Origin of the sequence: Kitasatospora misakiensis, assembly GCF_042656005.1 — a bacterium.
In the GTDB taxonomy this organism is placed as follows: domain Bacteria; phylum Actinomycetota; class Actinomycetes; order Streptomycetales; family Streptomycetaceae; genus Kitasatospora; species Kitasatospora misakiensis.
The window spans coordinates 60798-83562 of the sequence record NZ_JBHSOF010000003.1; the positions used below are offsets into that span (position 1 = coordinate 60798).

The 22765-nt window shown below is 74.6% G+C and carries 19 protein-coding genes; 5 read left to right on the forward strand and 14 right to left on the reverse strand.

Translation table 11 applies throughout. The features are described 5' to 3' along the window. Positions 1-25: 25 nt before the first annotated feature. The gene (locus tag ACFP3U_RS04165; protein ID WP_380223776.1) at positions 26-1936 is read right to left on the reverse strand and encodes a cholesterol oxidase substrate-binding domain-containing protein; all 1911 of its coding nucleotides are present in this window, start codon (positions 1934-1936) and stop codon (positions 26-28) included. A gap of 190 nt (positions 1937-2126) precedes the next feature. Here ACFP3U_RS04165 and ACFP3U_RS04170 point away from each other — a divergent pair, with 190 nt between their 5' ends. Together ACFP3U_RS04170 and ACFP3U_RS04175 are read left to right on the forward strand one after the other, a co-directional pair. Next, on the forward strand, positions 2127-2861 hold the full coding sequence (locus tag ACFP3U_RS04170) for a carbon-nitrogen hydrolase family protein (protein ID WP_380223777.1): 735 nt from the start codon (positions 2127-2129) through the stop codon (positions 2859-2861). 213 nt (positions 2862-3074) lie between these two features. Further along, positions 3075-4466 (forward strand): class II fumarate hydratase, encoded by a 1392-nt coding sequence (locus ACFP3U_RS04175; RefSeq protein WP_380223778.1) that lies wholly within the window; start codon positions 3075-3077, stop codon positions 4464-4466. A gap of 98 nt (positions 4467-4564) precedes the next feature. Here the strand turns inward: ACFP3U_RS04175 and ACFP3U_RS04180 are convergent, their stop codons facing one another. Beyond that, positions 4565-5035: an SPW repeat protein gene (locus ACFP3U_RS04180; protein WP_380223779.1), complete on the reverse strand. Its 471-nt coding sequence runs from the start codon at positions 5033-5035 to the stop codon at positions 4565-4567. A 236-nt stretch (positions 5036-5271) separates the two neighbouring features. Between ACFP3U_RS04180 and ACFP3U_RS04185 the strand changes: the two genes are divergently transcribed. Further along, the gene (locus tag ACFP3U_RS04185) at positions 5272-5865 is read left to right on the forward strand and encodes a PadR family transcriptional regulator (RefSeq protein WP_380223780.1); all 594 of its coding nucleotides are present in this window, start codon (positions 5272-5274) and stop codon (positions 5863-5865) included. Beyond that, positions 5852-7603, forward strand: a complete 1752-nt coding sequence (locus ACFP3U_RS04190) for an acyl-CoA dehydrogenase family protein (RefSeq protein ID WP_380223781.1) — start codon at positions 5852-5854, stop codon at positions 7601-7603. Before ACFP3U_RS04185 ends, ACFP3U_RS04190 begins: the two co-directional genes overlap by 14 nt. 75 nt (positions 7604-7678) lie before the next feature. On the opposite strand, the gene ACFP3U_RS04195 is transcribed toward ACFP3U_RS04190, so the two are convergent. From ACFP3U_RS04195 to ACFP3U_RS04205, 3 genes are all read right to left on the reverse strand, one after another. After that, positions 7679-9013 (reverse strand): M28 family metallopeptidase, encoded by a 1335-nt coding sequence (locus ACFP3U_RS04195; protein ID WP_380223955.1) that lies wholly within the window; start codon positions 9011-9013, stop codon positions 7679-7681. 283 nt (positions 9014-9296) lie between these two features. Beyond that, positions 9297-11606: a sensor histidine kinase gene (locus ACFP3U_RS04200; RefSeq protein WP_380223782.1), complete on the reverse strand. Its 2310-nt coding sequence runs from the start codon at positions 11604-11606 to the stop codon at positions 9297-9299. Positions 11607-11858: 252 nt separating this feature from the next. Continuing rightward, positions 11859-12491 (reverse strand): response regulator, encoded by a 633-nt coding sequence (locus ACFP3U_RS04205; protein ID WP_380223956.1) that lies wholly within the window; start codon positions 12489-12491, stop codon positions 11859-11861. Between the two features lie 255 nt (positions 12492-12746). On the opposite strand from ACFP3U_RS04205, the gene ACFP3U_RS04210 reads away from it, so the two are divergent. Then, positions 12747-14954 carry a GAF domain-containing sensor histidine kinase gene (locus tag ACFP3U_RS04210; protein WP_380223783.1) on the forward strand — a complete coding sequence of 736 codons (2208 nt, stop codon included), beginning with the start codon at positions 12747-12749 and terminating at the stop codon, positions 14952-14954. 244 nt (positions 14955-15198) lie between these two features. Here ACFP3U_RS04210 and ACFP3U_RS04215 read toward each other — a convergent pair whose 3' ends face one another. The 9 genes from ACFP3U_RS04215 to ACFP3U_RS04255 all read right to left on the reverse strand — a co-directional run bounded on the left by ACFP3U_RS04215 (position 15199) and on the right by ACFP3U_RS04255 (position 22573). After that, entirely contained in the window at positions 15199-15378 is a 180-nt protein-coding gene (locus ACFP3U_RS04215; RefSeq protein WP_380223784.1) for a hypothetical protein, read from the reverse strand. Positions 15379-15555: 177 nt separating this feature from the next. Next, complete coding sequence (locus ACFP3U_RS04220) at positions 15556-16689, reverse strand: NAD(P)-dependent alcohol dehydrogenase (protein WP_380223785.1); 1134 nt, start codon at positions 16687-16689, stop codon at positions 15556-15558. Continuing rightward, positions 16686-17330, reverse strand: coding sequence for a VOC family protein (locus tag ACFP3U_RS04225; RefSeq protein WP_380223786.1), 645 nt, complete (start codon positions 17328-17330; stop codon positions 16686-16688). The genes ACFP3U_RS04220 and ACFP3U_RS04225 overlap by 4 nt, the downstream gene beginning before the upstream one ends. Continuing rightward, positions 17327-18220, reverse strand: a complete 894-nt coding sequence (locus tag ACFP3U_RS04230; protein ID WP_380223787.1) for an SDR family oxidoreductase — start codon at positions 18218-18220, stop codon at positions 17327-17329. Before ACFP3U_RS04230 ends, ACFP3U_RS04225 begins: the two co-directional genes overlap by 4 nt. Further along, complete coding sequence (locus ACFP3U_RS04235) at positions 18217-19062, reverse strand: cupin domain-containing protein (protein ID WP_380223788.1); 846 nt, start codon at positions 19060-19062, stop codon at positions 18217-18219. The genes ACFP3U_RS04230 and ACFP3U_RS04235 overlap by 4 nt, the downstream gene beginning before the upstream one ends. Next, the gene (locus ACFP3U_RS04240) at positions 19059-20303 is read right to left on the reverse strand and encodes a zinc-dependent alcohol dehydrogenase (protein ID WP_380223789.1); all 1245 of its coding nucleotides are present in this window, start codon (positions 20301-20303) and stop codon (positions 19059-19061) included. Before ACFP3U_RS04240 ends, ACFP3U_RS04235 begins: the two co-directional genes overlap by 4 nt. Then, positions 20300-20710 carry a pirin family protein gene (locus ACFP3U_RS04245; protein WP_380223790.1) on the reverse strand — a complete coding sequence of 137 codons (411 nt, stop codon included), beginning with the start codon at positions 20708-20710 and terminating at the stop codon, positions 20300-20302. The genes ACFP3U_RS04240 and ACFP3U_RS04245 overlap by 4 nt, the downstream gene beginning before the upstream one ends. Continuing rightward, positions 20707-21222 (reverse strand): hypothetical protein, encoded by a 516-nt coding sequence (locus tag ACFP3U_RS04250; protein ID WP_380223791.1) that lies wholly within the window; start codon positions 21220-21222, stop codon positions 20707-20709. The genes ACFP3U_RS04245 and ACFP3U_RS04250 overlap by 4 nt, the downstream gene beginning before the upstream one ends. Before the next feature lie 196 nt (positions 21223-21418). Next, the gene (locus ACFP3U_RS04255) at positions 21419-22573 is read right to left on the reverse strand and encodes a 3-dehydroquinate synthase family protein (RefSeq protein ID WP_380223792.1); all 1155 of its coding nucleotides are present in this window, start codon (positions 22571-22573) and stop codon (positions 21419-21421) included. Positions 22574-22765 lie beyond the last annotated feature (192 nt).

Below are 22765 nucleotides of genomic sequence, written 5' to 3' on the forward strand. Positions count from 1 at the left end.
ACCCCCCGGGCGGGGCGCGACCGGGTCAGGGCTTCAACAACCGGTCCAGGAACGGGTTGCCGAACACCCGGTGCGGGTCGTGGCGGTCCAGCACGGCGATCGCCTCGTCCCAACCGGCTCCGCCGCCGGCGCGGTGGCTGGCCGGGATGACCCGGTCCAGCATGTCCGCGTCGGCCCAGGCGGCGTCCTCGGTGTAGGCCCAGCCCTTGGACCACTCGACGCGCAGCCCCGCCCGGGTGCCGTCGAAGGAGCGCAGCAGGGCCTGTTCGAGGTCCCGGCCGAAACGGTGCAGCCCGGGCGTACCGGGGAAGCCGAGCACGTCGACCCAGACGGCGGTGTCCCATTCGGGCCGGTCCGGGCGCGGGCGCAGCGCGGAGAGCAGCGGCGGCCGGGCACCGGGCACGCCGGACCAGGCCGGGTCGTCGACGCCGGTGACCCGGATCTCCACCGCGCCGTTCACCGGGAACTCCCCGTGGGAGCGGTAGGTGTCGAGCAACCCCCGGTACTGGTCGGCGAATTCGGCCACCACCCACTGGAGGTCGGCGCGCCGGGTGAGGATCGCGTAGCCGTTGGCCGTGACCCGCAGGGTGGTGGGGCGGACGTACTGGAGCAGGGTGCGCGAGGGGCCCCAGAGGTCGGAGCGCAGGCCGCCGGCGAGCAGGTGGGTGAGCACCTCTCCGGTGAGCAGCTCGCGGATCAGGCCGCCGGAGAGGAGGACGTCGGTGAGGTCGCCCGTGAGTCCCACCTTGGCGATCAGGTACTGGAGTTGGCCGAACAGCGGGGCCGATCCCCAGGCGCCGGCGACGAGTTCGCCGGCCAGGGCGGCGACCGGTTGCGGAATCGAGTCGGAGAAGGGGTAGTTGTAGGGCTCGTCGACGGCGCGGGAGCCGAACGGGCGGGTCGGGGCGACGCTCCAGGTCTTCAGCCACGGCCGGTCGGTGTAGGCGAACCAGATCGCCTCGGCCCGGCCGTCCCGTTCGACGAAGTCGGCGAAGGTGCGCGGGCGGGAGAGGCCGCCGAGCCCGGTGGACGTACCGGGGCGGGCGAAGAGTTCGGTCGCCGGGATGTCCAGCCGGCTGACGCAGCGCAGCGGCCGGTCGGCGCCGGCCCGGAGCACCACCTCGGTGACGAACGCCCGGCCGAGGTGGACCAGGAAGGCGGCGCTGTCCGCCTCGGACCGGTCGAAGGTCCGCAGGGTGTACCGGTCGGTGGCCGGGTCGAGGACGACGGCGGTCAGCCGGGTGACCTGGTTGCTGACCGAGCCGTAGCCGTGCCCGTCCGGGCGCAGTTCGCCGGCGGCGGGGACGGCGGTGCCGTGGCCGCCGATCGCGAGCACGCCGCCGAGGGTGAGCTCGCCGGGGGCGGGGACGGCGGTGAGGCCGAGGCCGCGGTCGGCCAGGTGGGCGAGCAGCGCCTCCATGCTCACGCCGGTCTGGGCGCGGACGGTGGTGGCGGAGTCGGCGGTGATCGCGGTGAGGTGGCGGGTGGTGTCGAGCAGCAGTACGCGCGCCGCGCCGGGGGTGCCGTCGGCCACGGTGAGCGGCGCCCAGGTGTGCCGGTGGCCCTGGGCCCGCAGGCGCCAGCCGTGGGCGCGGGCCCAGTCGGCGAGCGCCGGGATCTCCTCGGGGGTGCGCGGGGCGCAGGTCCAGAGCTGGTCGGTGCGGACCTCGCCGGACCAGTTCTGGTAGACGCGCTGGAACAGCTCGGTGCCGGCGGGCAGTTCGGGCGGGGCGGGGGTGGCGGCCTGGGCGCTGTCCGGTCCGACGGTGCCGCGCACCAGCCAGCCGGCACCGCCGAGGGCGGCGGAGAAGCCGAGGAGGCGGCGCCGGCTGAGGGGCCGGTCCTGCGCATGGTTGTCGTGATGGTTGTCGTGATGGCTGTCGTGATGGTCGTCGTGGTGCTGGTCGTCGCGGTCCTGGTGGTGTGCTGCCGTCATGCCCGCCCCTGTGTCCGGTGGACTTTCGTCCGGTGTCTCCCCCGACTCCGGGTGAGCGTACGAAGCAGCCGTTCGAGCGCCGCGAGCCGACTCATGATCTTCACTCGAAGGAGTGAACCTTGTCGGATTTCCCGGTCGGCACATAGGTTGATCGTGATCGTCTTCCCCGATCTTCTCCGGAGGCCCCACCGTGTCCGCGCCCCTGAACGCGCCCCTGACCGTCGCCGTCGCCCAGCCCGTCTGCGCCGAGTCGGGCCGTCCCGACACCGTGGAGATCAACGTCGAGCGGCACGCCGCCGCCGTGCGCGAGGCCGGGGCGGTGCGTCTGGTGGTCTTCCCGGAGCTCTCGCTCACCGGCTACGACCTCGCCGCGGCCTCCGTCGACCCGTCCGACGCCCGCCTCGCGCCGCTGGTCGCCGCCTGCGCCGAGACCGGGGCCACCGCCCTGGTCGGCGTGCCGGTGACCGACCCCGACGGCCGCGAGTACATCGCCACGCTCGCCGTCACCGGGGCGGGCGCCCGGGTGGCCTGCCGCAAGACCCACCTGCACGGCGCGGAGCACGAACGCTTCGCCACCGCCGAGCAGCCGTCCGTCCTGGAGCTGGACGGCTGGCGGCTGGGCCTGGCGATCTGCGCGGACGCGGCCGCCCCCGAGCACGCCGAGCGGCTCGCCGCGCTCGGCGCCGACGCCTACGTCGCCTCCACCCTGTACGGGGCGGGCCCGGAGGCGGTGGCGACCAAGGAGGCGCGGTACCCGGCGCGCGCGGCGGACAACGGTCTCTGGGTGGTCCTGTCGACCTTCGCCGGGCCGACCGGCGCGTACGCCGCGACCTCGGGCGGCTCCGGGGTCTGGGCGCCGGACGGCACCCGGGTCGCCGAGGCGGGCGCCGTGGCGGGCGAGGTGCTGACCGCCGTCCTGGGATAGTCGGGAAAGGCTGGTCGGGAGGCCGCCGGGACCGCGCGCGACGAGGCGGGCGGTCCCGTACCGGCGGAGGCCTCCGGGGCCGCCGGGGCCGCGCGGAAATACGCGGGGCCCGCGCGCGGCTGTCGTCAGCGGAAGCCGTACCCGGCCGGGGCGGGGACCCTGGATCCGCGGGGCTCCGGTCCGGCCGGGACCGTTCAGGAGGTGCAGCGCACGATGGGTGACGAGCAGTACCGGATCGAGCACGACTCGATGGGCGAGGTGCGGGTGCCGGCCGCGGCGAAGTGGCAGGCGCAGACGCAGCGGGCGGTGGAGAACTTCCCCGTGTCGGGCCAGCGCCTGGAGCGGGCGCACATCACCGCGCTGGCGCGGATCAAGGCCGCCGCGGCGCGGGTGAACGCCCGGCTGGGCGTGCTGGACGAGGAGACCGCCGGCGCGATCGTCTCGGCCGCCGAGGAGGTCGCGGCGGGCCGCTGGGACGCCGAGTTCCCGGTGGACGTGTTCCAGACCGGCTCGGGCACCTCGTCCAACATGAACACCAACGAGGTGATCGCCACCCTGGCCGGCGAGCGGCTCGGCCGGCCCGTCCACCCCAACGACCACGTCAACGCCAGCCAGTCGTCCAACGACGTCTTCCCGTCCTCGATCCACATCGCCGCCACCGCCGCCGTCAGCCACGACCTGATCCCCGCGCTGGAGCACCTGGCCGAGGCGCTGGAGCGCAAGTCCGCGGAGTTCGCGCTGGTCGTCAAGGCCGGCCGGACGCATCTGATGGACGCCACGCCGGTCACCCTGGGGCAGGAGTTCGGCGGGTACGCGGCGCAGGTCCGGCACGGGCGGGAGCGGCTGCTGGCCACCCTGCCCCGGGTCGCCGAACTGCCGCTCGGCGGCACCGCGGTGGGCACCGGCATCAACACCCCGCCCGGGTTCGCGGCGGCGGTGATCGAGGAGGTCGCGCGCACCACCGGGCTGCCGCTGACCGAGGCCCGCGACCACTTCGAGGCGCAGGGCGCGCGGGACGGCCTGGTCGAGCTGAGCGGCCAACTGCGCACCGTCGCCGTCGGGTTCACGAAGATCGCGAACGACCTGCGGTGGATGGGCTCGGGCCCGCGCACCGGCCTCGGCGAGCTCAACCTCCCGGACCTCCAGCCCGGTTCGTCGATCATGCCGGGCAAGGTGAACCCGGTGCTGCCCGAGGTGGTCCTGATGGTCTCGGCCCAGGTGATCGGCAACGACGCCACCGTGACGGTGGCCGGGGCGAGCGGGAACTTCGAGCTCAATGTGATGCTGCCGGTGATCGCCCGTAACGTGCTGGAGTCGGTCCGGCTGCTCGCCAACAGCGCCCGGCTGCTCGCCGACCGCGCCGTGGACGGCATCACCGCCAACGTCGAGCGGGCCCGGGAGTACGCGGAGTCCTCGCCGTCGGTGGTCACTCCGCTGAACCGGTACATCGGGTACGAGGAGGCGGCCAAGGTCGCCAAGCAGGCGCTCGCGGAGCGGAAGACGATCCGCCAGGTGGTGCTGGAGCGCGGGTACGTCGAGCAGGGGCGGCTCACGGTCGACCAACTGGACGAGGCGCTGGACGTGCTGCGGATGACCCGGCCGTAGGGGGCCGGTCCCGATCCGGGCCCGCACCGGACGCGCGCCCGGGGCGCGGAGGGCGACCTCGCCGCTCCACGCCCCGGGTGTCGGGCTTGCGTCGGACGTCAGCCCTTGGCTCGGCCGGCCCGGCCGAGCCGCATCGCGGCTCCGTTCGACGTCATGGTGGCCATCGAGATGGCGGCGAGCCCCAGCAGGAACATCACGCCGCCCGCGATGATGCAGGTGACGATGTTCTTGCCCCGGTTCACCTCACCCGAGACGACCCAGGGGGAAATGACGGTCCACGCGCCGAGCAGGGTGGCCGCCCAGGCCCGTGCGTGGGTGCGCTCGTACGCCGAGCCGTAACCGGCCATCAGCACGCAGTAGGCGAGACCGACGATCAGGCAGGTGACGGTCAGCGTGTTGAAGGCGGTGAAACCGACGATCCATGGCGAGGCCGCCAGGAAAAGACCGGCCACAATGGCCAGGGCCTCGACGCCCTGCGCCCGCGGGGTCAGGGTGACCCGCTCGTAGTGCTCCCGGAGTTCGACGATGTCCGGATGGTGCTCCATGCCCATCGGGATCTGGGTAGACACCGATACCACCTCCTAGGGTTGGTACATGGAAGGCGCTAGCCCAGTACCATTCTGGCGCCAATCGACCGTTTTGCACCTTTTCGCCGGGGAAGCTACCCTGCCCGGCCCGCCGGACCGTCCGCCCGGCCACCCGCCCGCCCCGTCCACTTCAGCCACTTCAGCCTACGGGTGACCTCCGTCTCAACCCCGTCCGCCGCCATTGCGTATGCAACTCGTTGCATAGCAGGATGCCGGTCATGGCACTGGAGCACGCGATCCTCGTCTCGCTGCTGGAACGGCCCGGCTCCGGCTACGAACTGGCCCGGCGCTTCGACCGGTCCATCGGCCGCTTCTGGACCGCCACCCACCAGCAGATCTACCGGGTACTGCGGCGGATGGAGGCGGACGGCTGGATCTCCGTCGAGGAGGTCGCCCAGGACGGGCGGCCGGACAAGAAGGTGTACTCGGCGGCCCCGCCCGGCCGGACCGCGCTCGCCGCCTGGCTGCGCGAGCCCGTCGAACCGGAGACCGTCCGACACGAGCTCGCCGTCCGGATCCGGGCGGTGGCCTTCGACGACCCGGCCGCACTGATCCCCGAGGTCGAACGGCACCGGGACGGCCACGCCGCCCTGCTCGCCCGCTACCTGCACGGCGAAGGGCGCGACTTCCCGGCGCCGGACGCGCTCGACGCCCAGCAGCGGCTCCAGCACGTGGTGCTGCGCGGCGGGATCGAGTACGAGCGGATGACGCTCGCCTGGCTCGACGAGGTGCTCGCCACCCTGCGCGAGCTGGCCGCGGACGCCGCTGCTCCCGCGCCCGGGCCCGCCTCGGGCCCCGATGTCGCCCACTGACATTCCACCCTCCACCCTCGACACCCCGGAGCCCGCGATGCTCTTCAACCCGCGTACCTACGACCCCGCGCAGTTCGACGAGCCGACCCGCCGGCTGCTGCGCGCGACCGTGGACTGGTTCGAGTCGCGCGGCAAGAAGGCGCTGATCGACACCTACATCGACCGCGCCTGGTACGCCGACTTCCTCGAATTCGCCGCCAAGGAAGGCCTGTTCGCCGAGTTCCTGACGCCGTCCGCCGCCGACCCGGAGAAGCGCTGGGACACCTCCCGGATCGCCGAGCTGAACGAGATCCTCGGCTTCTACGGCCTCGGCTACTGGTACACCTGGCAGGTCACCATCCTGGGCCTCGGCCCGGTCTGGCAGAGCGAGAACGAGGCCGTCCGGGCCCGCGCCGCCAAGCTGCTGGCCGAGGGCCACGTCATGGCGTTCGGGCTCTCCGAGCGCAGCCACGGTGCCGACATCTACTCGACCGACATGGTCCTCACCCCGGACGGCGAGGGCGGCTTCACCGCCACCGGCTCCAAGTACTACATCGGCAACGGCAACGTCGCCGGCCTGGTCTCCGTGTTCGGCCGCCGCTCGGACGTCGAGGGGCCGGAGGGCTACGTCTTCTTCGCCGCCGACAGCCGCCACGAGGCGTACCACCTGGTCAAGAACGTCGTGAACGCCCAGATGTACGTCAGCGAGTTCCGGCTGGAGGAGTACCCGGTCCGCGCCGAGGACGTCCTGCACACCGGCAAGGCCGCCTTCGACGCCGCCCTGAACACCGTCAACGTCGGCAAGTTCAACCTGTGCACCGCCTCCGTCGGCATCTGCGAGCACGCGATGTACGAGGCCGTGACGCACGCCCACAACCGGGTGCTGTACGGCAAGCGGGTCACCGACTTCCCGCACGTGCGCCGCGAGTTGACCGACGCGTACGCGCGGCTGGTGGCGATGAAGCTGTTCGCCGCCCGCTCGGTGGACTACTTCCGCACCGCCTCCCCCGAGGACCGCCGCTACCTGCTCTTCAACCCGATGACCAAGATGAAGGTCACCACGGAGGGCGAGAAGGTCATCGACCTCATGTGGGACGTCATCGCGGCCAAGGGCTTCGAGGCGGACACCTACTTCGACAAGGCCGCCAAGGACATCCGGGGCCTGCCGAAGCTGGAGGGCACCGTCCACGTCAACCTGGCGCTGATCCTCAAGTTCATGGCCAACTACCTGTTCGCCCCGGCCGAGTACCCGCCGGTGCCGACCCGCCAGGACGCCGCCGACGACGAGTTCCTGTTCCGGCAGGGCCCGGCCCGGGGCCTCGGCGCGATCCGCTTCCACGACTGGCGGGCCGCCTACGCCGCGCACGGGCACCTCCCGAACGTCGCCCGGTTCCGCGAGCAGGCCGACGGCTTCTGCGCGTTGCTGCTGGAGCACGCGCCGAGCGCGGAGCAGCAGGCGGACCTCGACTTCCTGCTGGAGATCGGCCAGCTGTTCGCGCTGATCGTCTACGGCCAGCTGGTGCTGGAGCAGGCCGAGCTGACCGGGCTGGACGCGGACCTGCTGGACCAGGTCTTCGACGCGCTGGTGCGGGACTTCTCCGCGCACGCCACCGAGCTGCACGGCAAGGCGTCCACCACCGAGGCCCAGGCGGCGTGGGCGCTGGCGCACGTCCGCCGCCCGGTCGCGGACGGCGCGCGGGCGGCGAAGGTGTGGGGCATGGTCGAGGCGCTCTCGGGCGCGTACGAGATGCCGGCGTAGTCTCCGCACCCGGAGTGGACCCGGGGGTACCGGTCGTGGGACCGGCACCCCCGGAGTCGTTTCACTGACGATGCGTCAGAAGGTGAGCTTCCAGCTGTCGATGTAGCCGGTGTCCTGGCGTCCCGTGTCCTGGACCTTGAGCTTCCAGGTGCCGTTGGCCGGCACGGCGGAGGCGTTCACGGTGTACGTGGTCTGCACGTTGGCCGCGGAGTCGTTGCCGCTGGCGTCCTTCAGGCGGAAGGCGGTGCCGTTCGGCGCGACCAGGTCGATGACGAGGTCGCCGCGGTAGGTGTGCTTGATGTCCACGCCGACCTGGAGCGCGGACGGGGCGTTGCCGGTGCGGCCGGTGACGGCGAGGTCGGAGGTCACGGCCGAGCCGGCGTCCGGGATCTGCACATCGGCGGTGCTCTCGAAGACGGTGCCGGTGGGCGGGGTGGTGCTGCCGGCGGAGAGGGTCCAGATCGCGTACGCGATGGCGTCGCTCATCCGGTCCAGCGCGGTGTCGTTGATGTTGGCGGTGGTGTCGCAGGAGGAGTGGTAGCAGCGGTCGAACGGCTGGCCCGCCGTTCCGCCCCACTTCGCCGCCTGGGCACTGGTCTTGGTGTAGTCGGCGCCGCTGAACAGGCCGCCGACCCGGATGCCGGCGTTCTGGAACGGGGCGTGGTCGGAGCGGCCGTCGCCCTCGAAGTCCTGCTCGGTGGTGATGCCGAGGCCCGCGAAGTAGTCGCGGAACAGGGCGTCGAGCGCGCTGTCGTAGCGGTACGTGAAGTAGCCGGGGTTGGGCGAGCCGATCATGTCGAAGTTGAGGTAGGTGTCGATCTTCGAACGACCGGTGGCGCCAAGGCCGTTGACGTAGTTCTTGGAGCCGATCATGCCGTACTCCTCGGCGCCCCACCAGCCGAACCGCAGGTGCTTGGTGGGCTTGAGGCCGGCCCGGGACACGGCGAGCGCGGTCTCCAGGACGCCGGCGGAGCCGGAGCCGTTGTCGTTGATGCCCGGCCCGCCGGTGACGGAGTCCAGGTGGGCGCCGGCCATGACGACGTGCGAGGTGTCGCCGCCGGGCCAGTCGGCGATGAGGTTGTAGCCGGTCGAGCCGTTGTAGCTGAAGGTCAGCAGCGTCGTGGTGTAGCCCGCGGCGTCCAACTTGGCCTTCACGTAGTCGATCGAGGCCTTGTAGCCGGCCCGGCCGTGGGCGCGGTTGCCGCCGTTGGCGGTGGCTATCGACTGGAGTTGGGCGAGGTGCGCCTTGACGTTGGCCACCGGGATGTCGGGGGCGGCGGCGACCGGCGAGGGAGCCTGGACGGCGGGGGCCGCGGGGGCGGGCGCCGTCGGAGCCGCGGCGGCGGCCGGGGCGAGGAAGGCGGCCGCGAGGGTGACGGCGGCAGCGGCGGACAGGGCGGATCGGCGCAGGCGGGATCGCCGCGGGGCGCGCTCGGTCAATGGAGGCTCCGGTATCTGGTGGGGCAGAACGGAAGCGCGCCACTTCACGGACGACGTAAGGGTGCTGAGGGGGCGTGGGGCCGACCGCACCGTAAAGTTGACGCGACCATGATGATTGAGCGAACCTGCGATCCCGTCAAGAGGGAGGGGGGTCGGCGGGGGCGCGGCGGAGGCGCCGAGTGGGCCGACAGCTGACAGATTTCAAAATCTGTTATCTGTTATCTGATATCTGATATCTGTCATCTGTTAGTTGTCAGCAGTCGGCCGACGACTGCTCCGGAGTCCGGGGCAGGACCGCGCGGACGACCGCCCCGCCGTCGTGGTTGCCCGTCGTGAACCGGCCGCCCAGTTCCTCGGCCCGCTCGGCCATCGAGCGGAGCCCAAGCCCCGAACCGGCTCGCCGACGGTCACCGGCCCCGTCGCCCTCCCTCGGATCCACCGGGCCGGTCCGGTCCGCCGCGCCCGCCGCGCCCGAGGCGTCCGACACATCTGACGCGTCCGGCGGAAACCCGCGGCCGTCGTCCCAGACCTCGACCACCACCGCCTCCGGTCGCACCCGCAGCGTCAACCGGGCCTGGCCGGCCGCCGAGTGGCGCAGCACGTTGTGCAGCGCCTCGCCGCTGATCCGCAGCGCCGCCACCTCCACCGCGGCCGGCAGCGCGGGCGGCGGGTCCGGGTCGAGCACCAGCGCGATCCGCACCCGCGGCCCGTCCAACTCCGCGACCAGCCGCCGCAGCGCCACCGCGAGCCCCTCCCCCGCGAGTGCGGCGGGCGCCAGCCCTTCGGTGATCCGCCGCAGTTCGTCGATCGCCTGCCCGATCCCGGCCGACACCGCCCGCAGCGAGCGGGCCGCCGGGGAGCCCTCCGGGACGGCGGCCCGCGCGGTGTCGACGCCCAGCCGCAGCCCCGAGAGCGTGGGCCCAAGACCGTCGTGCAGGTCGTGCCGCAGCCGGCGGCGCTCCTCCTCGCGGGCGAGCACGATCTGCCGCCGCCCGCGCTGCAGTTCCTCGTACATCCGCAGCGAGGCGATCGCGGGCGCGGCCTGGTCGGCGAGGAAGCGGAGCACCTCGTGGTCCTGCGCGTCCAGTTCCGGCTGTCCGACGCGCGGGGGCGCGTAGAGGTCGCCGATCACCGCCCCCTCGTAACTGAGCGGGAACACCTGGCTGTTCTGCCCGATCGCGCCGACGGAGGCGAGTTCGTGCGGTCCGGTGCGGGTGTGCAGGACGACCCGGGCGCCGGGCAGGCCGAGGGCGGTGACCACGGTGTCGCACAGCAGCGGGGGCGCGTCGGCCGGGCTGACGGCGCGGCTCAGCCGTTCGGCGAGGGCCCGCACCACCTGGTAGGGGCGGGCCCTCTCACCGTAGTAGAAGCGGTCGACGGCCCGCACGACCCAGCGGGTGGTGGGTCCGAGCAGTCCGCCGATGGCCAGGGCGCCGGCCGCCAGCAGTTGCGCGCTCGCGCTGCTGGCCTCCGGCAGGGCGCGGCGCAGCAGCAGCGCGATGCCCAGGTAGCCGGCGATCAGCAGGGCGGTGAGGGCGAGGACGCTGAGCATCCGGCGGGTGGCCCGGTCGAGGTAGCGGGAGCGGTCGCGGGTGAACGCGTAGCCGACCGCGCCGAGCATCCAGAGCGCCGACCCGGCGAAGTAGGCGACCGCCGCGACGCTCTCCGAACTCCCCATCCGAAGCGCGATGTTGGTCGTGACCAGCCAGACGAGGTAGGGCACCAGGACGGCGGTGACGCTGCGGTGGGGCCGCGCGGAGCGGCGCCAGCGGACGGCGGCCACGATCAGGCTGGTGATGACGATGGCCCAGGCGACCCGGGTCGCGTGCCACTCGTCGAGCGGCAGCTTCTCCGGGGGGACGAGAACGTCGCCGAAGTACGGCAGGTGGCTGCCGAGGCGCACGGCGCAGGCGTGCAGGGCGCTCCAGACGGCGACGGCGACGACGAACGCGCGGCCCGGTCCGCCGGGCAGCCGTCCCTCGGGCAGCCAGAGCGGGAGGGCGAGGGAGACGAAGATGAACAGGGTGACGGAGGCGAGCAGCAGCGCGGCTCCGAGGGCCTGCACCGCCTCTCCGGCGTCGGCGGCGGCGCCCGCGAGGAGGGCGAAGCGGGAGAGGCAGCCGCCGAGGCCGGCGGCCAGCAGGCAGCGGCCGAGGCTGCGGCCGACCGGGGGCTCGGCGGTGGCCGGGACGGCGGGGCCAGCGGGGCCAGCGGTGGCGGACGCGGCGGCGGGAGGCGGGTCGTCGGAACCCGGTCCCGCGCGGTGGGCGAGGATGAGCAGCCCGGAGAGCGCGAAGGCGAAGCCGAGGAGGACGGTCTCGCCGTCGTGGAGGTAGAACGGGGTGGCCCAGGCGGCGTCCTGGTGGGTGACGGCGAGCAGCACCCAGCCGAGTCCGCTGAGCAGGGTCGCTCCGCAGGCCCAGGCGGCCGGGGTGAGACCGGTCCGCCCGGGTGCGACCGGGGGTCCCGGCAGGTTGGCCCGGGCCGGCGGGCGCACGGCCTCCGGGGGTGCGGTGACCTGCCGGGTCGTGGTGGTGGCCGGGGTCGCGGCCGGTTCGCTCATGTGGGCCTCCTCCCCCGCATCCTCCGTGTCCTGGCGTCCCGGAGGCGCGGGACGGCGGTCCGGTCCCGGCCCCGAATGTGCACCGGGATGCCCACCCGGGTGCGGCGCGACCGCGTCGTCGGGGCGCGGCCCCGGGCGGGTGCGGGTGTCCGGACCGGGGCGGATGCGGGTGGATACCCCGGCCGGGGCGGGTGCGGATGCGGGCGGGTGCCCGGGCGCGCGCGGGCGTCGGCGGGTCCGCGGGTCCGCGGGTCAGCTGTCGCCGAGGCCCATGTCCCTGGCCCGGGCCACGGCCTCCGCCCGGGTGGCGACGTGCAGCTTCTCGAAGATGTGGGTGACGTGGTTGCGCACCGTCTTCTCCGCGACCACCAGCTCGCGGGCGATCCTGCGGTTGTCCAGCCCACGGGCCACCAGGTCCAGGACCTCCGCCTCGCGGGCGGTGAGCGCCGGGAAGAGCTGTCCGGCCTCCCGCACCCGCGCACCGGCCAGCAGGGTGGTGATCCGCTCGGCCACGTCCGCGCCGAACACCGCGCCCCCGGCCGCCACCGTCCGGACCGCGTGCAGCACCTCCTCGCGGCCCGCGCCCTTCACCAGGTAGCCGCGGGCCCCCGCCTGGAGCGCGGCGAGCAGGCTGCCGTCGTCGTCCGCCATGGTGAGCATCAGCACCGGCGGGGCCGGCTGGTCGGCGGAGAGCCGGCGGGTGGCCTCCAGCCCGGAGCCGTCCGGCAACGAGAGGTCCATGACGACCATGTCGGGGCGGTGGCGGGCGACGGCCTCCGGTACGTCGCCCGCGCGCTCGGCCTCGGCGACCACGACGATGCCCTCGGCGCTGTCGAGGGCGGCCTTCAACCCCTCCCGGAACAGCGGGTGGTCGTCGACGATCAGGACCCGGACGGGCGCGGCCTCCGGCTCCTCGTCCGGCTGCGGTACGCGTGCCTGGGGGTCTTCGGCGGGCTGCTCTTCATCCACCTGGCCGACACTACCAGCGATGCCAAGGTGACCTTCCGTGACAGGTGCGGCGGGGACGAGACCGCTGCCCCATGCGCCCGGGACGGCGGGCGGCCGAAACTGGTGGCAGCACGCCCGGCCCGGCGACCGGCCGTCGGTGGACCCCATCCCCACCCGTCCCTAGGCGGTGCCATGATCACGGTGATCCCTCCTCGCCCCCTGCCGCGCACGCCGGCCGGGGCCCTGCCGCGCCGGACGCCCGCCCAACGCCGGCTCACCGCCGCCGCGGCGCTCACCGTGCTCTGCCTGGCGGTCGCCACCCTCTGGGTCTGCTACGTGCTGGTCCACCTCGGCGCGCCCGGCGTCGAGGGTCCCCGGGACCAGCTCGCCATCCTGCTCTACGCGCTGCCCACCGCCGGAGCGGGGATGCTGCTGCACGCCCACCGTCCGGGAAATCCACTCGGTTGGGTGATGCTCGTCTACGCGCTGACGTCGATGCTGCCGAGCGCCGCCGCCGCACCCGTCTGGGTGGAGGTCACCGACCCCGGGCTCGTGGGCACCGCGGCCGTGGTGCGCGCGGTGTGCGACACCGTCAGCCAGACGCTGTTCTACGTGCTGCCGCTCTGGCTGCCCGCCGCACGGCTCACCACCCGCCGATGGTGGTGGTACATCGGCGCCGTCACCCTCTGGGTGCTCCCGGACTGCATGTCCTTCCTGGACCGCGCGACCGTGTTCGGCCGCCCCAATCCCCTCGCCGACAGCGCGGTCGCGAACGCCTTCGGCTCCGTGTCCGACCACCTCGACCGCCTCTACGACCCGGTCAACTACCTGCTGATCGGCGTCGCGGCCACCGTGCTGCTGGTCCGGCTGCTCCGCCGCACCGCGCCCAAGCACCGCGCGCCCCGGCACCGCGCGCACCTCGCCGGGATGCTCGGCGCCTACCTGCTCTGGGCGGGGATGCAGGACTACTACACACGGCGGTTCTCCTACGAGTACTGGCTGAGCTATTCGCTGTTCACGGCGGCGGGCGCGGTGTGGGCGGTGGCGGTGGCGTTCCTGGTGGTGCGCGACGGCGGGTGGCGGCTCGACCGGGCGGCCCGGTCCGTCCTCACCGGACTGCTGCTCGCCACCGGGCTCACCGTGGCGTTCGTGGCCTGCGCGGCGGTGCTCTCGGGGTGGCTGGTGCCCGGTCGCGGCGCCGCCGCCCTCCTGCTGATCGCCCTGGTCTTCGGGCTGGGCACGGGTCTGCCACGGGCCGCCCGCTGGGCCGTGGGCCTGGTGGACCGGCTCTACTACGGCGAACGCGCCCAGCCCTATCAGGTACTGCGGACGCTGGCCGGACAGGTCCGGCAGGTCGTCGATCCGGAGCTGCTGCCGTCCGCGCTCTGCGGCACGGTCGCGAAGGAACTGCGGCTGCCGGGCGTGGCGCTGGCCGTCACCACCCGGGCCGGGCGCCGGCCCCTGGCCGCGGTGGGGCGGCTGGACGGACCGGTCCAGGACTTCCCGCTGGTCCACCACGGCACGGCGATCGGGGTGTTGACGGTCGGGCTGCGGCCGGGCGAGGTCCTCCTGGAACCGAGCGACGTCGACATCCTCCGCTCGCTGGCCGACCAGGCCTCGCCGGCCGTCGCCTCACTGCGGCTCCAGGAGGACCTCCGGGCCAGCCGGGAACAGATCGTCGCGGCGCGCGAGGAGGAGCGGCGGTGGCTGCGCCGGGACATCCACGACGGGCTCGGACCGGCGCTGGCCGGGCTCCGGCTGCGGGTCGACAACGCGGCCTCGACGGCCTCCGCGCTCCCGGCCTCCGCGCCCACCGGGGCGCCGGGAGGCGGTGGGCGGGTCGAGGCGCTCGCGCAGACCCTGCAGGGCATCTCCGGCGATCTGGCGATGACGATCAAGGAGGTGCGGCGGATCACCGACCGGCTCGGGCCCGCACCGCTCGGCGAGTTCGGTCTCACCCGGGCCGTTCAGCACCTGGCGGCCTCGTTCAGCGGCGACGGCCTCACCGTCAGCACCGCGCTGCAGCCCGACCCGCTGCCGGAGCTGCCCGCCGCCGTCGAGGTGGCCGCGTACCGGATCACCGCCGAGGCGCTGAACAACGTGCTCCGGCACGCCCGCGCCAACCACGCCCAGGTGGCGCTGCGGGTGGACGAGGCGAACCTGACGCTGACCGTCCAGGACGACGGGATCGGCCTCGGCGACCTCACACCCGCCGAGGTCCCGGACGGCGGCCCGGAGGGCACGGATTCGACGGACGGGGTCGGGCTGCGGTCGATGTCGGACCGGGCGGCCGAGATCGGCGGCCGCTGTACCGTGGGCCGTCTCCCGCAGACGAACGGGACACGGGTGCTGGCCGTCCTGCCCAGGCACCCCTCGCAGGAGCGGGGAGCGAGCGGCTGAGGAGCCGCGGGCTGACAACTGACAACTGACAGATTTCAGATAACAGCTGACAGATAACAGATTTCAGATTCTGTCATCTGTTATCTGTCAGTCGTCAGCTGTCACTTTGTCAGCCGGTCTGGTGGAGAACCGCCGCCCACCCGCACCGCCCGGGCCCCGATGCCGCCGGCGGCATCGGGGCCCGGATGAGGGGACGGGGGGATCGGGGAGGGTTCCTGGGGAGGGCGGGGGCCACGGAGGACGATCAGCCCTTGCAGTCCTTCTCCCCCGGCTTGCAGCGGCGCTCGTTGTTCGCGGTCTCGCTCGCGGGCGCCGCCTTGGCCACCGCGCCGACGACGGCGCTCCTGATGACCACGGTGGCTGCGGCGACGCCGGCGAGTACGGACGCGACGCCGAGCGTCTTCGATGTCGTGTTCGTTGCCATGGGTGGTGCTCCAGACTCTGTCTTCCGAGCGGTCCAGGCGATCGACCGCTCTGCCCTCCACTCTGGTCGGCGCAGCGCCCCGGGCGCATGGGCCCGCCGTCCCGTTCCGGTCCCAGAACGGGATGGCGAACGGGACGGCGAACGCGACGGCGGGCCATCGGTAGAGGTCAGGTTGGCTCAGGGCGGATCGGGCAGGACCAGCACCGGCTTCACGACCTCCCCCGCCTCCGCCGCCGCGACCGCCTCCTCGATCGCCGCGAACGGGAAGGTCCGCACCAGCCGGTCCACCGGCAGCCGTCCCGCGCGGAAGAGGTCCACCAGCGCCGGCAGGAACCGTCCCGGCACGCTCGCCCCCTGGTTCACCCCGACGATCCGGGGCGCCCGGGCGAGCAGTCCGGGGACGTCCAGGCCCACCTCGCTGCCCGCCGGCGGCGCGCCGACCACCCCGCACGTCCCCCCGACGGCCAGCGCCTCCACGGCCTGGCGCAGCGCGCGGACGCTGCCGCTGGTCTCCAGCGTGTGCTCCGCCCCGCGCCCGCCGGTGAGCGCGCGGACCGCCGCGACCGGGTCCTCGCTCCCCGCGTCGACGACGTCGGTGGCGCCGAGTTCCAGGGCCAGCGCGAGCCGGGCCGGGCGGAGGTCGACCGCGACGATCCGCGCGACGGGCGTCAACCGCGCCGCCAGGACGGCGGCCAGGCCGACCGCGCCGGCGCCGAACACGGCCAGCGTGTCGCCCGGCCGGGGCCGCAGCACGTTGAGGACCGCGCCCGCGCCGGTCTGCACGCCGCAGCCGAACGGGGCCAGCAGCTCGAACGGCACCGGCGGGCCGGGGACGGGCACGGCGTTGCGCTCGTCCGCCAACGCGTGGGCGGCGAACGAGGACTGTCCGAAGAAGTGCCCGTGCAGGGCGGTGTCGCGATGGCGGCCGGTCCCCCGCAGGGTGGCGCTGCCGTCCAGCCTTCGGCCGCCGAACAGGTTGAGGGCCGCCCAGTGGTCGCAGCGCACCGGGCGGCCGGCCAGGCAGGACGGGCAGGCGCCGCAGGAGTCGAAGGTCAGGACGACGGTGTCGCCGGGCCGTACCCGGGTGACGGCGCGGCCGACCGCCGTCACGGTGCCCGCGCCCTCGTGGCCGAGGACGGCAGGCAGCGGCGCGGGCGTGCGGCCGGCCCGGACGCTCAGGTCGGTGTGGCAGATCCCCACGGCCCTGATCCGGACCAGGACTTCGTCCTCGCGCGGTCCGTCCAGCCGCACGGTCTCCGGCCGGAACGGCCCGCCGGTCTCCCGCACCACGGCGGCGGTGGTCTCGATCATGTCGGACCGGCCCCGTGCCGCGACATGTCCGCGTCCCCATCGGCGCCGTTGCGGGCAGTCCACGGGCCGGAGGGCGCGAACAGCCGCTCGGCGGTGGCCCGTTCGTAGGGCATGCCGGCGGGCATCGCGAGCACCTCCAACTGGAGCCCCCAGGGCGTGCGGAAGTACACCCAGCGGTCGCCGTCGATCGGTCCGCCGTCGGCGATCGTCTGCGGTTCGCCCAGGACCTCGACGCCGGGCTGTCGGCGCAGGTAGGCGACGGCGAGGTCGACGTCGTCGACGGCGATCGCCAGATGGTGGCCGCCCCAGTCGCTGTTGGCGGGCGGCTCGCGGCGCTGGTCCGGGGCGGTGTACTGGAACAGTTCCAGGTTGCTGACCGGCCCGAGCCGCAGCATCGCGATATGGGCCACCGCCTCGCGGTGGACGCCGAGTTGGCGGGTCATCCAGGCCGCGTCCCCGGGCGGCGCGGCGACCGGCCCGAGGCGGTAGAGCAGTCGCGCGCCGAGGACGTTCGTGAAGAACGCCACCGCCTGGTCGAGGTCGGGGACGGTGTAGGCGACGTGGTGGACGGCGCGCGCACCGGGGATCCCGGGCCGGTCGGGGACACGGGGGACGGGGGAGGTGCGGGGGACGTCGGTCATCGTGCGCTCCTTCCGGAAGCCTCCGAGGCGTCGGGCGCCGCAGGGGCCACGGGGGCCACCGTCCACGCGTGGGCCTCGTGGGCGGCGTCGCGCTGGTTGGCGACGGCGCCCATCAGGCTGAGGCCGCCGTCGACGGTGAGCGACACCCCGGTGGTGTAGGCGGCGTCCGGCCCGGTGAGGTGGACGATCGCGGCGGCGACCTCCGCCGCCCGGCCGGGCCGGCCCACCGGGATGGCGGGCCGGGCGAGGCCGGTGAGGTCCCGGTCGTCGAGGACGCCGTTCATCCGGGTGGCCGTCTCGCCGGGGCTGACGGCGTTCACGGTGATGCCGTACGGCGCCAGCTCCAGGGCCATCACCTTGGTGAGTTCGCCCAGTCCGCCCTTGGCGGCGCAGTAGGCGGCGCCGCCCGGGATCGGGACGAACTCGTGGACGGATGTGACGTTGACGATCCGCCCACCGCGGCCCTGCGCCACCATCCGGCGGGCGGCCGCCTGGGCGCAGGCGAACGGCCCGGTGAGGTCCACCGCCAGGATCCGCTGCCAGTCGTCCAGGGTCTCGTCGAGAACCGGTGAACGCCGGTTGATTCCGGCGCAGTTGACCAGGATGTCGAGTCCGCCGAGCTGTTCGGCGGCCCCGTGCACGGCCCGCGCGGCGGCGGCCGGGTCGGACAGGTCGAGCGGCAGCAGCAGCGTCCGCCCGCCGGCCAGCGCGGCCGTCCGACGGGCGGCGGCGCGGTCGGTGCGGTAGCCCACGGCCACCGCGTGCCCGGCCCGGGCCAGGGCCACGGCGGTGGCCCTGCCGATGCCGGAACTGGCCCCGGTGACGATCGCCACCGAGGCCGACTGCCCTTCCCTGGCGGGCTGTTGGCGGTTCGAGGTCTCGGTCGTCACCCGGTCACCTCCGGGACGGTCGCCGGGCGGACTTGGTAGCCGGCCCGGGCGAGGCTCGGCGCCCCGAGGTAGCCGTAGAGGGCGGTGGTCGGACCGGCCGGACCGGTCCGGAAGCCGTGCCACTCACCGGCCGGGACGAACACCAGGTCACCGGCCAGGAGTCGGACCTCCGTGGTCGCCGTGAGATGGGTGCCACCGCCCGAGAGGACCAGGAAGAACTCGTCCGCGTACGGGTGCCGGTGCAGCTCGTGACCGCCGCCGGCGCCGAAGGTCGAGGCGGCGACGGTGAGCCGGCGGGCGCCGACCGTCTCGTCGGTCGCCAGCCAGCGCACCGCCATGTCGACCGACCCGGCGAGCGGCACGTCGGGCGGCGCGCCGACGGGGCCGCTGCCACGCGCGGCGGGCACGGTCGGGCCGTGGGTCGGCGGCGTGGCAGCGGCGGGACGGTCTTTAGCGTCGTCGCCGTGGGACCGGGCGGGCCACCTCGGCGGGGCGAGCGGGACGGGGTAGGGGCTCAGCGCGGACCGGTCACCGGGCACCGCCACGGGCCGTACGGTCAGCACGGCGGCGGGCGCACCGGGCAGCGCGGTGAGTCCGCAGGAGCTGCCGGGCGGGTGGTAGAGACCCTCGCCCGGACCGAGCACGCGCCCGGCCGAGCGGATGCCGCCGGAGAGCACCAGGGTCACCGATTCGCCTACCCGGGACGGGTGTTGTTCGACGCGTACGCCGGGCGGCAGGGTCTCGACGGTCAGCCCGCCGTGCGCGGACGGCAGGTGCTGGGGGTCGATCAGCCGGCGGAACGCGGGGGCCGTCCGGGGAACGGCGGCGGGTACGAGGATCACGCGAGGCCTCCTTCGGCGGTGGGGTTCGGAATGACAGGGGCCTGGGGGACGGAGGATCCCGGGGCCGGTGGGGCCGGAGGGGTTAGCGGAGCCGGTGGGCCGTCGGCCTGCCCGAAGTCGAGGAGGACCTTCGGTGGACCGCTGCGCCCTCCGGCCAGCATCCGGAACGCCTCCGGCGCGGCGGACGGCGGCAGGACGGCGGCGATCAGCGACTCGGCCGCCAGCACCCCGTCCCGGAACAGCCGGAGCGCGCGGTCGTAGTGGTCCAGGCCGTGCCGGACGCCGATCACCTCCAGCCCGCGCAGGGCGAGTTGGCCAGGGACGAAGTCCGGGCACGGGCGGCCGGCCACCCCGATCACGGCGAGCCGTCCGCCCGGTTCGAGCAGGTCGAGGCCGAGCGTGAAGGCCTCTGCCGCGCCTGCGGCCTCGACCGCGAGGGAGTACGCGGCGGACCGGGTGGCCCGCGCCTGTTCCGGGCTCAGCGCCCGCCGCGCGCCGCACCGCACGGCGAGCCGCCGCCCGGCCGGGTCGATGCCCACCGCGTCCACCGATGCGCCCATGCGGGCGGCGAGTTGGACGGCGAGCAGGCCGATCGTGCCGGTGCCGAGGACGACCACCCGGTCGCCGATCCGGCAGCGGGCCCGTTCGAGCCCCGCCACCACGGTGACCGCCGGCTCGGTCAACACCGCTGCGAGATCGGGTACTTGGTCGGGGATCCGGGACAACGAGCGCTCCGGCAGCACCACATACTGGGCGGCCGCGCCGGGCCGGCCGTAGAGACCGACCTCGGTGAGGCGTTCGCAGAGCGGGCGGCGGCCACGCCGGCACATCCGGCAGAGGCCGCAGTGGACCATGGTGTGGCCCACCACCCGGTCACCTGCGGTGAACTCGGTGACTGCGCCGCCGACTTCGACGACGGTGCCGCACCATTCGTGTCCCGGGACGAGCGGGTAGCCGGCCCGTCCGTCGCGCAGGTAGGCGGCGGTGCCGTGGAGCAGTTCCAGGTCGGTGCCGCAGAGGCCGACCAGGGACGTGCGCACGGTGACCTCGTCCGGCCCGGGCGGCGCAGGCCGGGGCACCCTGGCGAGGACGATCCGGTGCGGCGCCTCGAAGCGCAGCGCCGTCATCGTGTCGTGCGCGGTAGTCGTGTCGTGAGCCACCGTCGTGCCGCGCGGCGGCGTCCGGTCGGCCCCCGCCGGGGTGGCGGGGGCCTGGGCGACGGACTCGGCGGGGCCTGTCATGGCCGACTCCGCCGTTCGGCGCGCCGCCGGGCCAGGGACTGCCTGGTCGCGGCGGTGCGGCGCGGCGCGTCCAGGGCGAGGCAGAGCACCTCGGCACCGAGCGGACCGGCCTCCAGTCGCAGCGAACGGCCCCGGGTCGCCAGCAGCAGATCGCCGTCGACGGCCAAGTGGTCCGGCTCGTCGGCGGTTTGGCCGACGAGCAGCGAGCCGCGCACCACGAAGAGCACGGTCTCGCCGTCGGGTCGCCCCGGCAGCGCGTGGTGGGCGCCGGGGCTGAGCCGCAGGTGGTCGAAGGTCTCGCAGGCGCTGGCGAGCATGGAGCGGCGCGCCAGGCAACGCAGGCGGACGCGCTCGCCGTTCGGGCCGATGATGACGGCGGCCGAGGCCGAGGCGGTGGTGACGATCACTTCGGCTCGCCTCCCTTCGGGCTCGGAGGGGTGTCGGGGTGGTCCGGGTGCTCGGCGGCGCGGCGGTCGGCGGCCGGGCGCTCCTGGGTGGGGAGCTCGCGGGGCTGGCGGTCGGCGGGCGGGCCTTCGACGGTCGGGCGTTCCGACGCCGGATGGGCGATGGCGCCGCCCGGGTGGCCGGCCACGGCGAGGATCGCGTGGAAGTACTCAAGACCGGCGGTGCCGGCGGTGAGCACGGTGCGTGCGCCGAGCGGCAGGGTCAGGGCAGTGCCCTCGACCAGCGGGATTCCGGAGTCGGGGACCGTCGACGCCTCGGCCTCGGCCTCGGGCACCGTGGCGGTGCCCGAACCGGCCGTGATGTAGAGGGCGCGCTCGACGCCCTCCGCGACGACCTCGACGCTGCGGCCCGGATCGAGCCACTGCAGTCCGACGGCGCGGAGCGGTCCGGTCAGTACCCGGCTGGGGTCGACGGCGCCGCGTCGGCGGAGGTCGGTGATGACGGTGCCCGTCATGACGGGAACTCCTTCTGCTGTCCTGCGGTCCGTGTGGGCCGCTTCTGTTCTCCACGGTGTGCCGCCTGCCGTCCCGGTCGCACGGGAGCCCGGTCCTGTCCTGCTCCCGGCCGACGGGCGGGCCCTCGCCCTCCCGGGTCGGCGGGCCGCTCGGGCCGGTCCCGGTGACCGGCGGCCCAGGGCCCGGACGCCCGGTTCACGCCGGTTCCGGCGCCAGTGCCGGTGCCAGTGCCGGTGCCGTTTCCGGCGACGGTGCGGCCTCGGGCGCCGCGTCCCGGACGGAGGGGCGCGCGGTGGTCGCCGCCCGGCTGTGCGGGACGGCCGCCCGCCCGGCCAGCCCCTCCACGGCGGCCCGCAGCACGGCACGGTCCACCGGGGTCTGCAGCCGACCGCCGCTGCAGTACGGGCGGCCCAGGTCCGCGAGGAGCAGCAGACCGGGCCGGGCGGCGACGACGGCCGCCGCTACGAGCCTCTCGACGTCCACTCCGCGGGGCAGCGTGGTCGCCGAGCCGTTCAGGGCGAGCAGTTCGCGGTGGGCCCAGCCGGTGGCACGGTCGGCCAGGCCGAGCCGGGCCGCCACCTCGGCGGCGAGCAGCAGGCCCAGGGCGTCCGCGTCGCCCGGCGCGAGGGCCGGGCCGGCGACGGACCGCACGGCGGCGGCGAGGCTCCGGCCGTATCCGAGGGCGAGCGCGGGGCCGGTCTCGTCCGGGTCGAAGCAGACCAGGGCGGCGCGGGCGTCGGCGCACAGGGCGAGCAGTGCGGTGACGGTCCGCGCGTCGTGGCGCGCCTCGGCGGCGAGGAGGCGGGCGACCGTCCGGTAGTGGGCCGGACAGACGGCGAGGACGTGCCGGACGACGGCGACGAGGCCGGCCCGGGTCCGTGCGGCGGGGCCGGCGGCGAGTTGGTCGGCCCGGACCCAGACAAGAGCCGCGGCGGGTGCCGGACGGCGCAGGGCCAGGGCGGGACCGCAGGCCGCGGCGAGGTCGGTCGGCACCCGGACGTCGGCCGGAACGGCGCAGGCCCGCTCGCCTCCGACGGCGATGACTGTGGTGACGGCGGTGGCGGTGGAAGCGGGGGCGCCGGGCAGCGCGGGGGCGTTCGGGAGCGGCCCGTCACGCAGGTCGTGCAGGGTGGTGGGCGCCTGGGCGGCGGCGAGTGCGCGCACGCGGGCCAGGTGGTCGCCAGGCGCCGTTCCGTCGGTCACGAGCAGGAACCGCTCGGCCGCGAATTCGGCCAGCCGGACACGGAGTTCACCCCAGGACGGCTCGCCGCTGCGAACGGCGAGCGTGATGTGCGCGGCACCGATCTGGATCCGCCGGTCCAGTTGGACCGGCTGGGCGCTGCGACGCATGGGGAGCCTCCTCCGGGTCCGGATTCGAGCTCCACGTTGCGCCGCCCGCCGCCCCGGACGCCTGAGCCCCCGGGCCTGTCCACGCCCCGCCCCACCGCCCGGGACGCTCCGCGCGCGCCGGGCCGTCGACGATCACCGACTGACGAATGACAGCTGACAGAATCTGATATCTGAAATCTGTTATCTGTCAGT

Coding starts and splice junctions, on each gene's coding strand:
- ACFP3U_RS04185 (WP_380223780.1), top strand. CDS start 5,272: ATGGCACTGGAGCACGCGATCCTCGTCTCGCTGCTGGAACGGCCCGGC.
- ACFP3U_RS04250 (WP_380223791.1), bottom strand. CDS start 21,222: ATGACGGGCACCGTCATCACCGACCTCCGCCGACGCGGCGCCGTCGAC.
- ACFP3U_RS04255 (WP_380223792.1), bottom strand. CDS start 22,573: ATGCGTCGCAGCGCCCAGCCGGTCCAACTGGACCGGCGGATCCAGATC.
- ACFP3U_RS04215 (WP_380223784.1), bottom strand. CDS start 15,378: ATGGCAACGAACACGACATCGAAGACGCTCGGCGTCGCGTCCGTACTC.
- ACFP3U_RS04165 (WP_380223776.1), bottom strand. CDS start 1,936: ATGACGGCAGCACACCACCAGGACCGCGACGACCAGCACCACGACGAC.
- ACFP3U_RS04225 (WP_380223786.1), bottom strand. CDS start 17,330: ATGACCGACGTCCCCCGCACCTCCCCCGTCCCCCGTGTCCCCGACCGG.
- ACFP3U_RS04200 (WP_380223782.1), bottom strand. CDS start 11,606: ATGAGCGAACCGGCCGCGACCCCGGCCACCACCACGACCCGGCAGGTC.
- ACFP3U_RS04175 (WP_380223778.1), top strand. CDS start 3,075: ATGGGTGACGAGCAGTACCGGATCGAGCACGACTCGATGGGCGAGGTG.
- ACFP3U_RS04220 (WP_380223785.1), bottom strand. CDS start 16,689: ATGATCGAGACCACCGCCGCCGTGGTGCGGGAGACCGGCGGGCCGTTC.
- ACFP3U_RS04240 (WP_380223789.1), bottom strand. CDS start 20,303: ATGACAGGCCCCGCCGAGTCCGTCGCCCAGGCCCCCGCCACCCCGGCG.
- ACFP3U_RS04190 (WP_380223781.1), top strand. CDS start 5,852: ATGTCGCCCACTGACATTCCACCCTCCACCCTCGACACCCCGGAGCCC.
- ACFP3U_RS04210 (WP_380223783.1), top strand. CDS start 12,747: ATGATCACGGTGATCCCTCCTCGCCCCCTGCCGCGCACGCCGGCCGGG.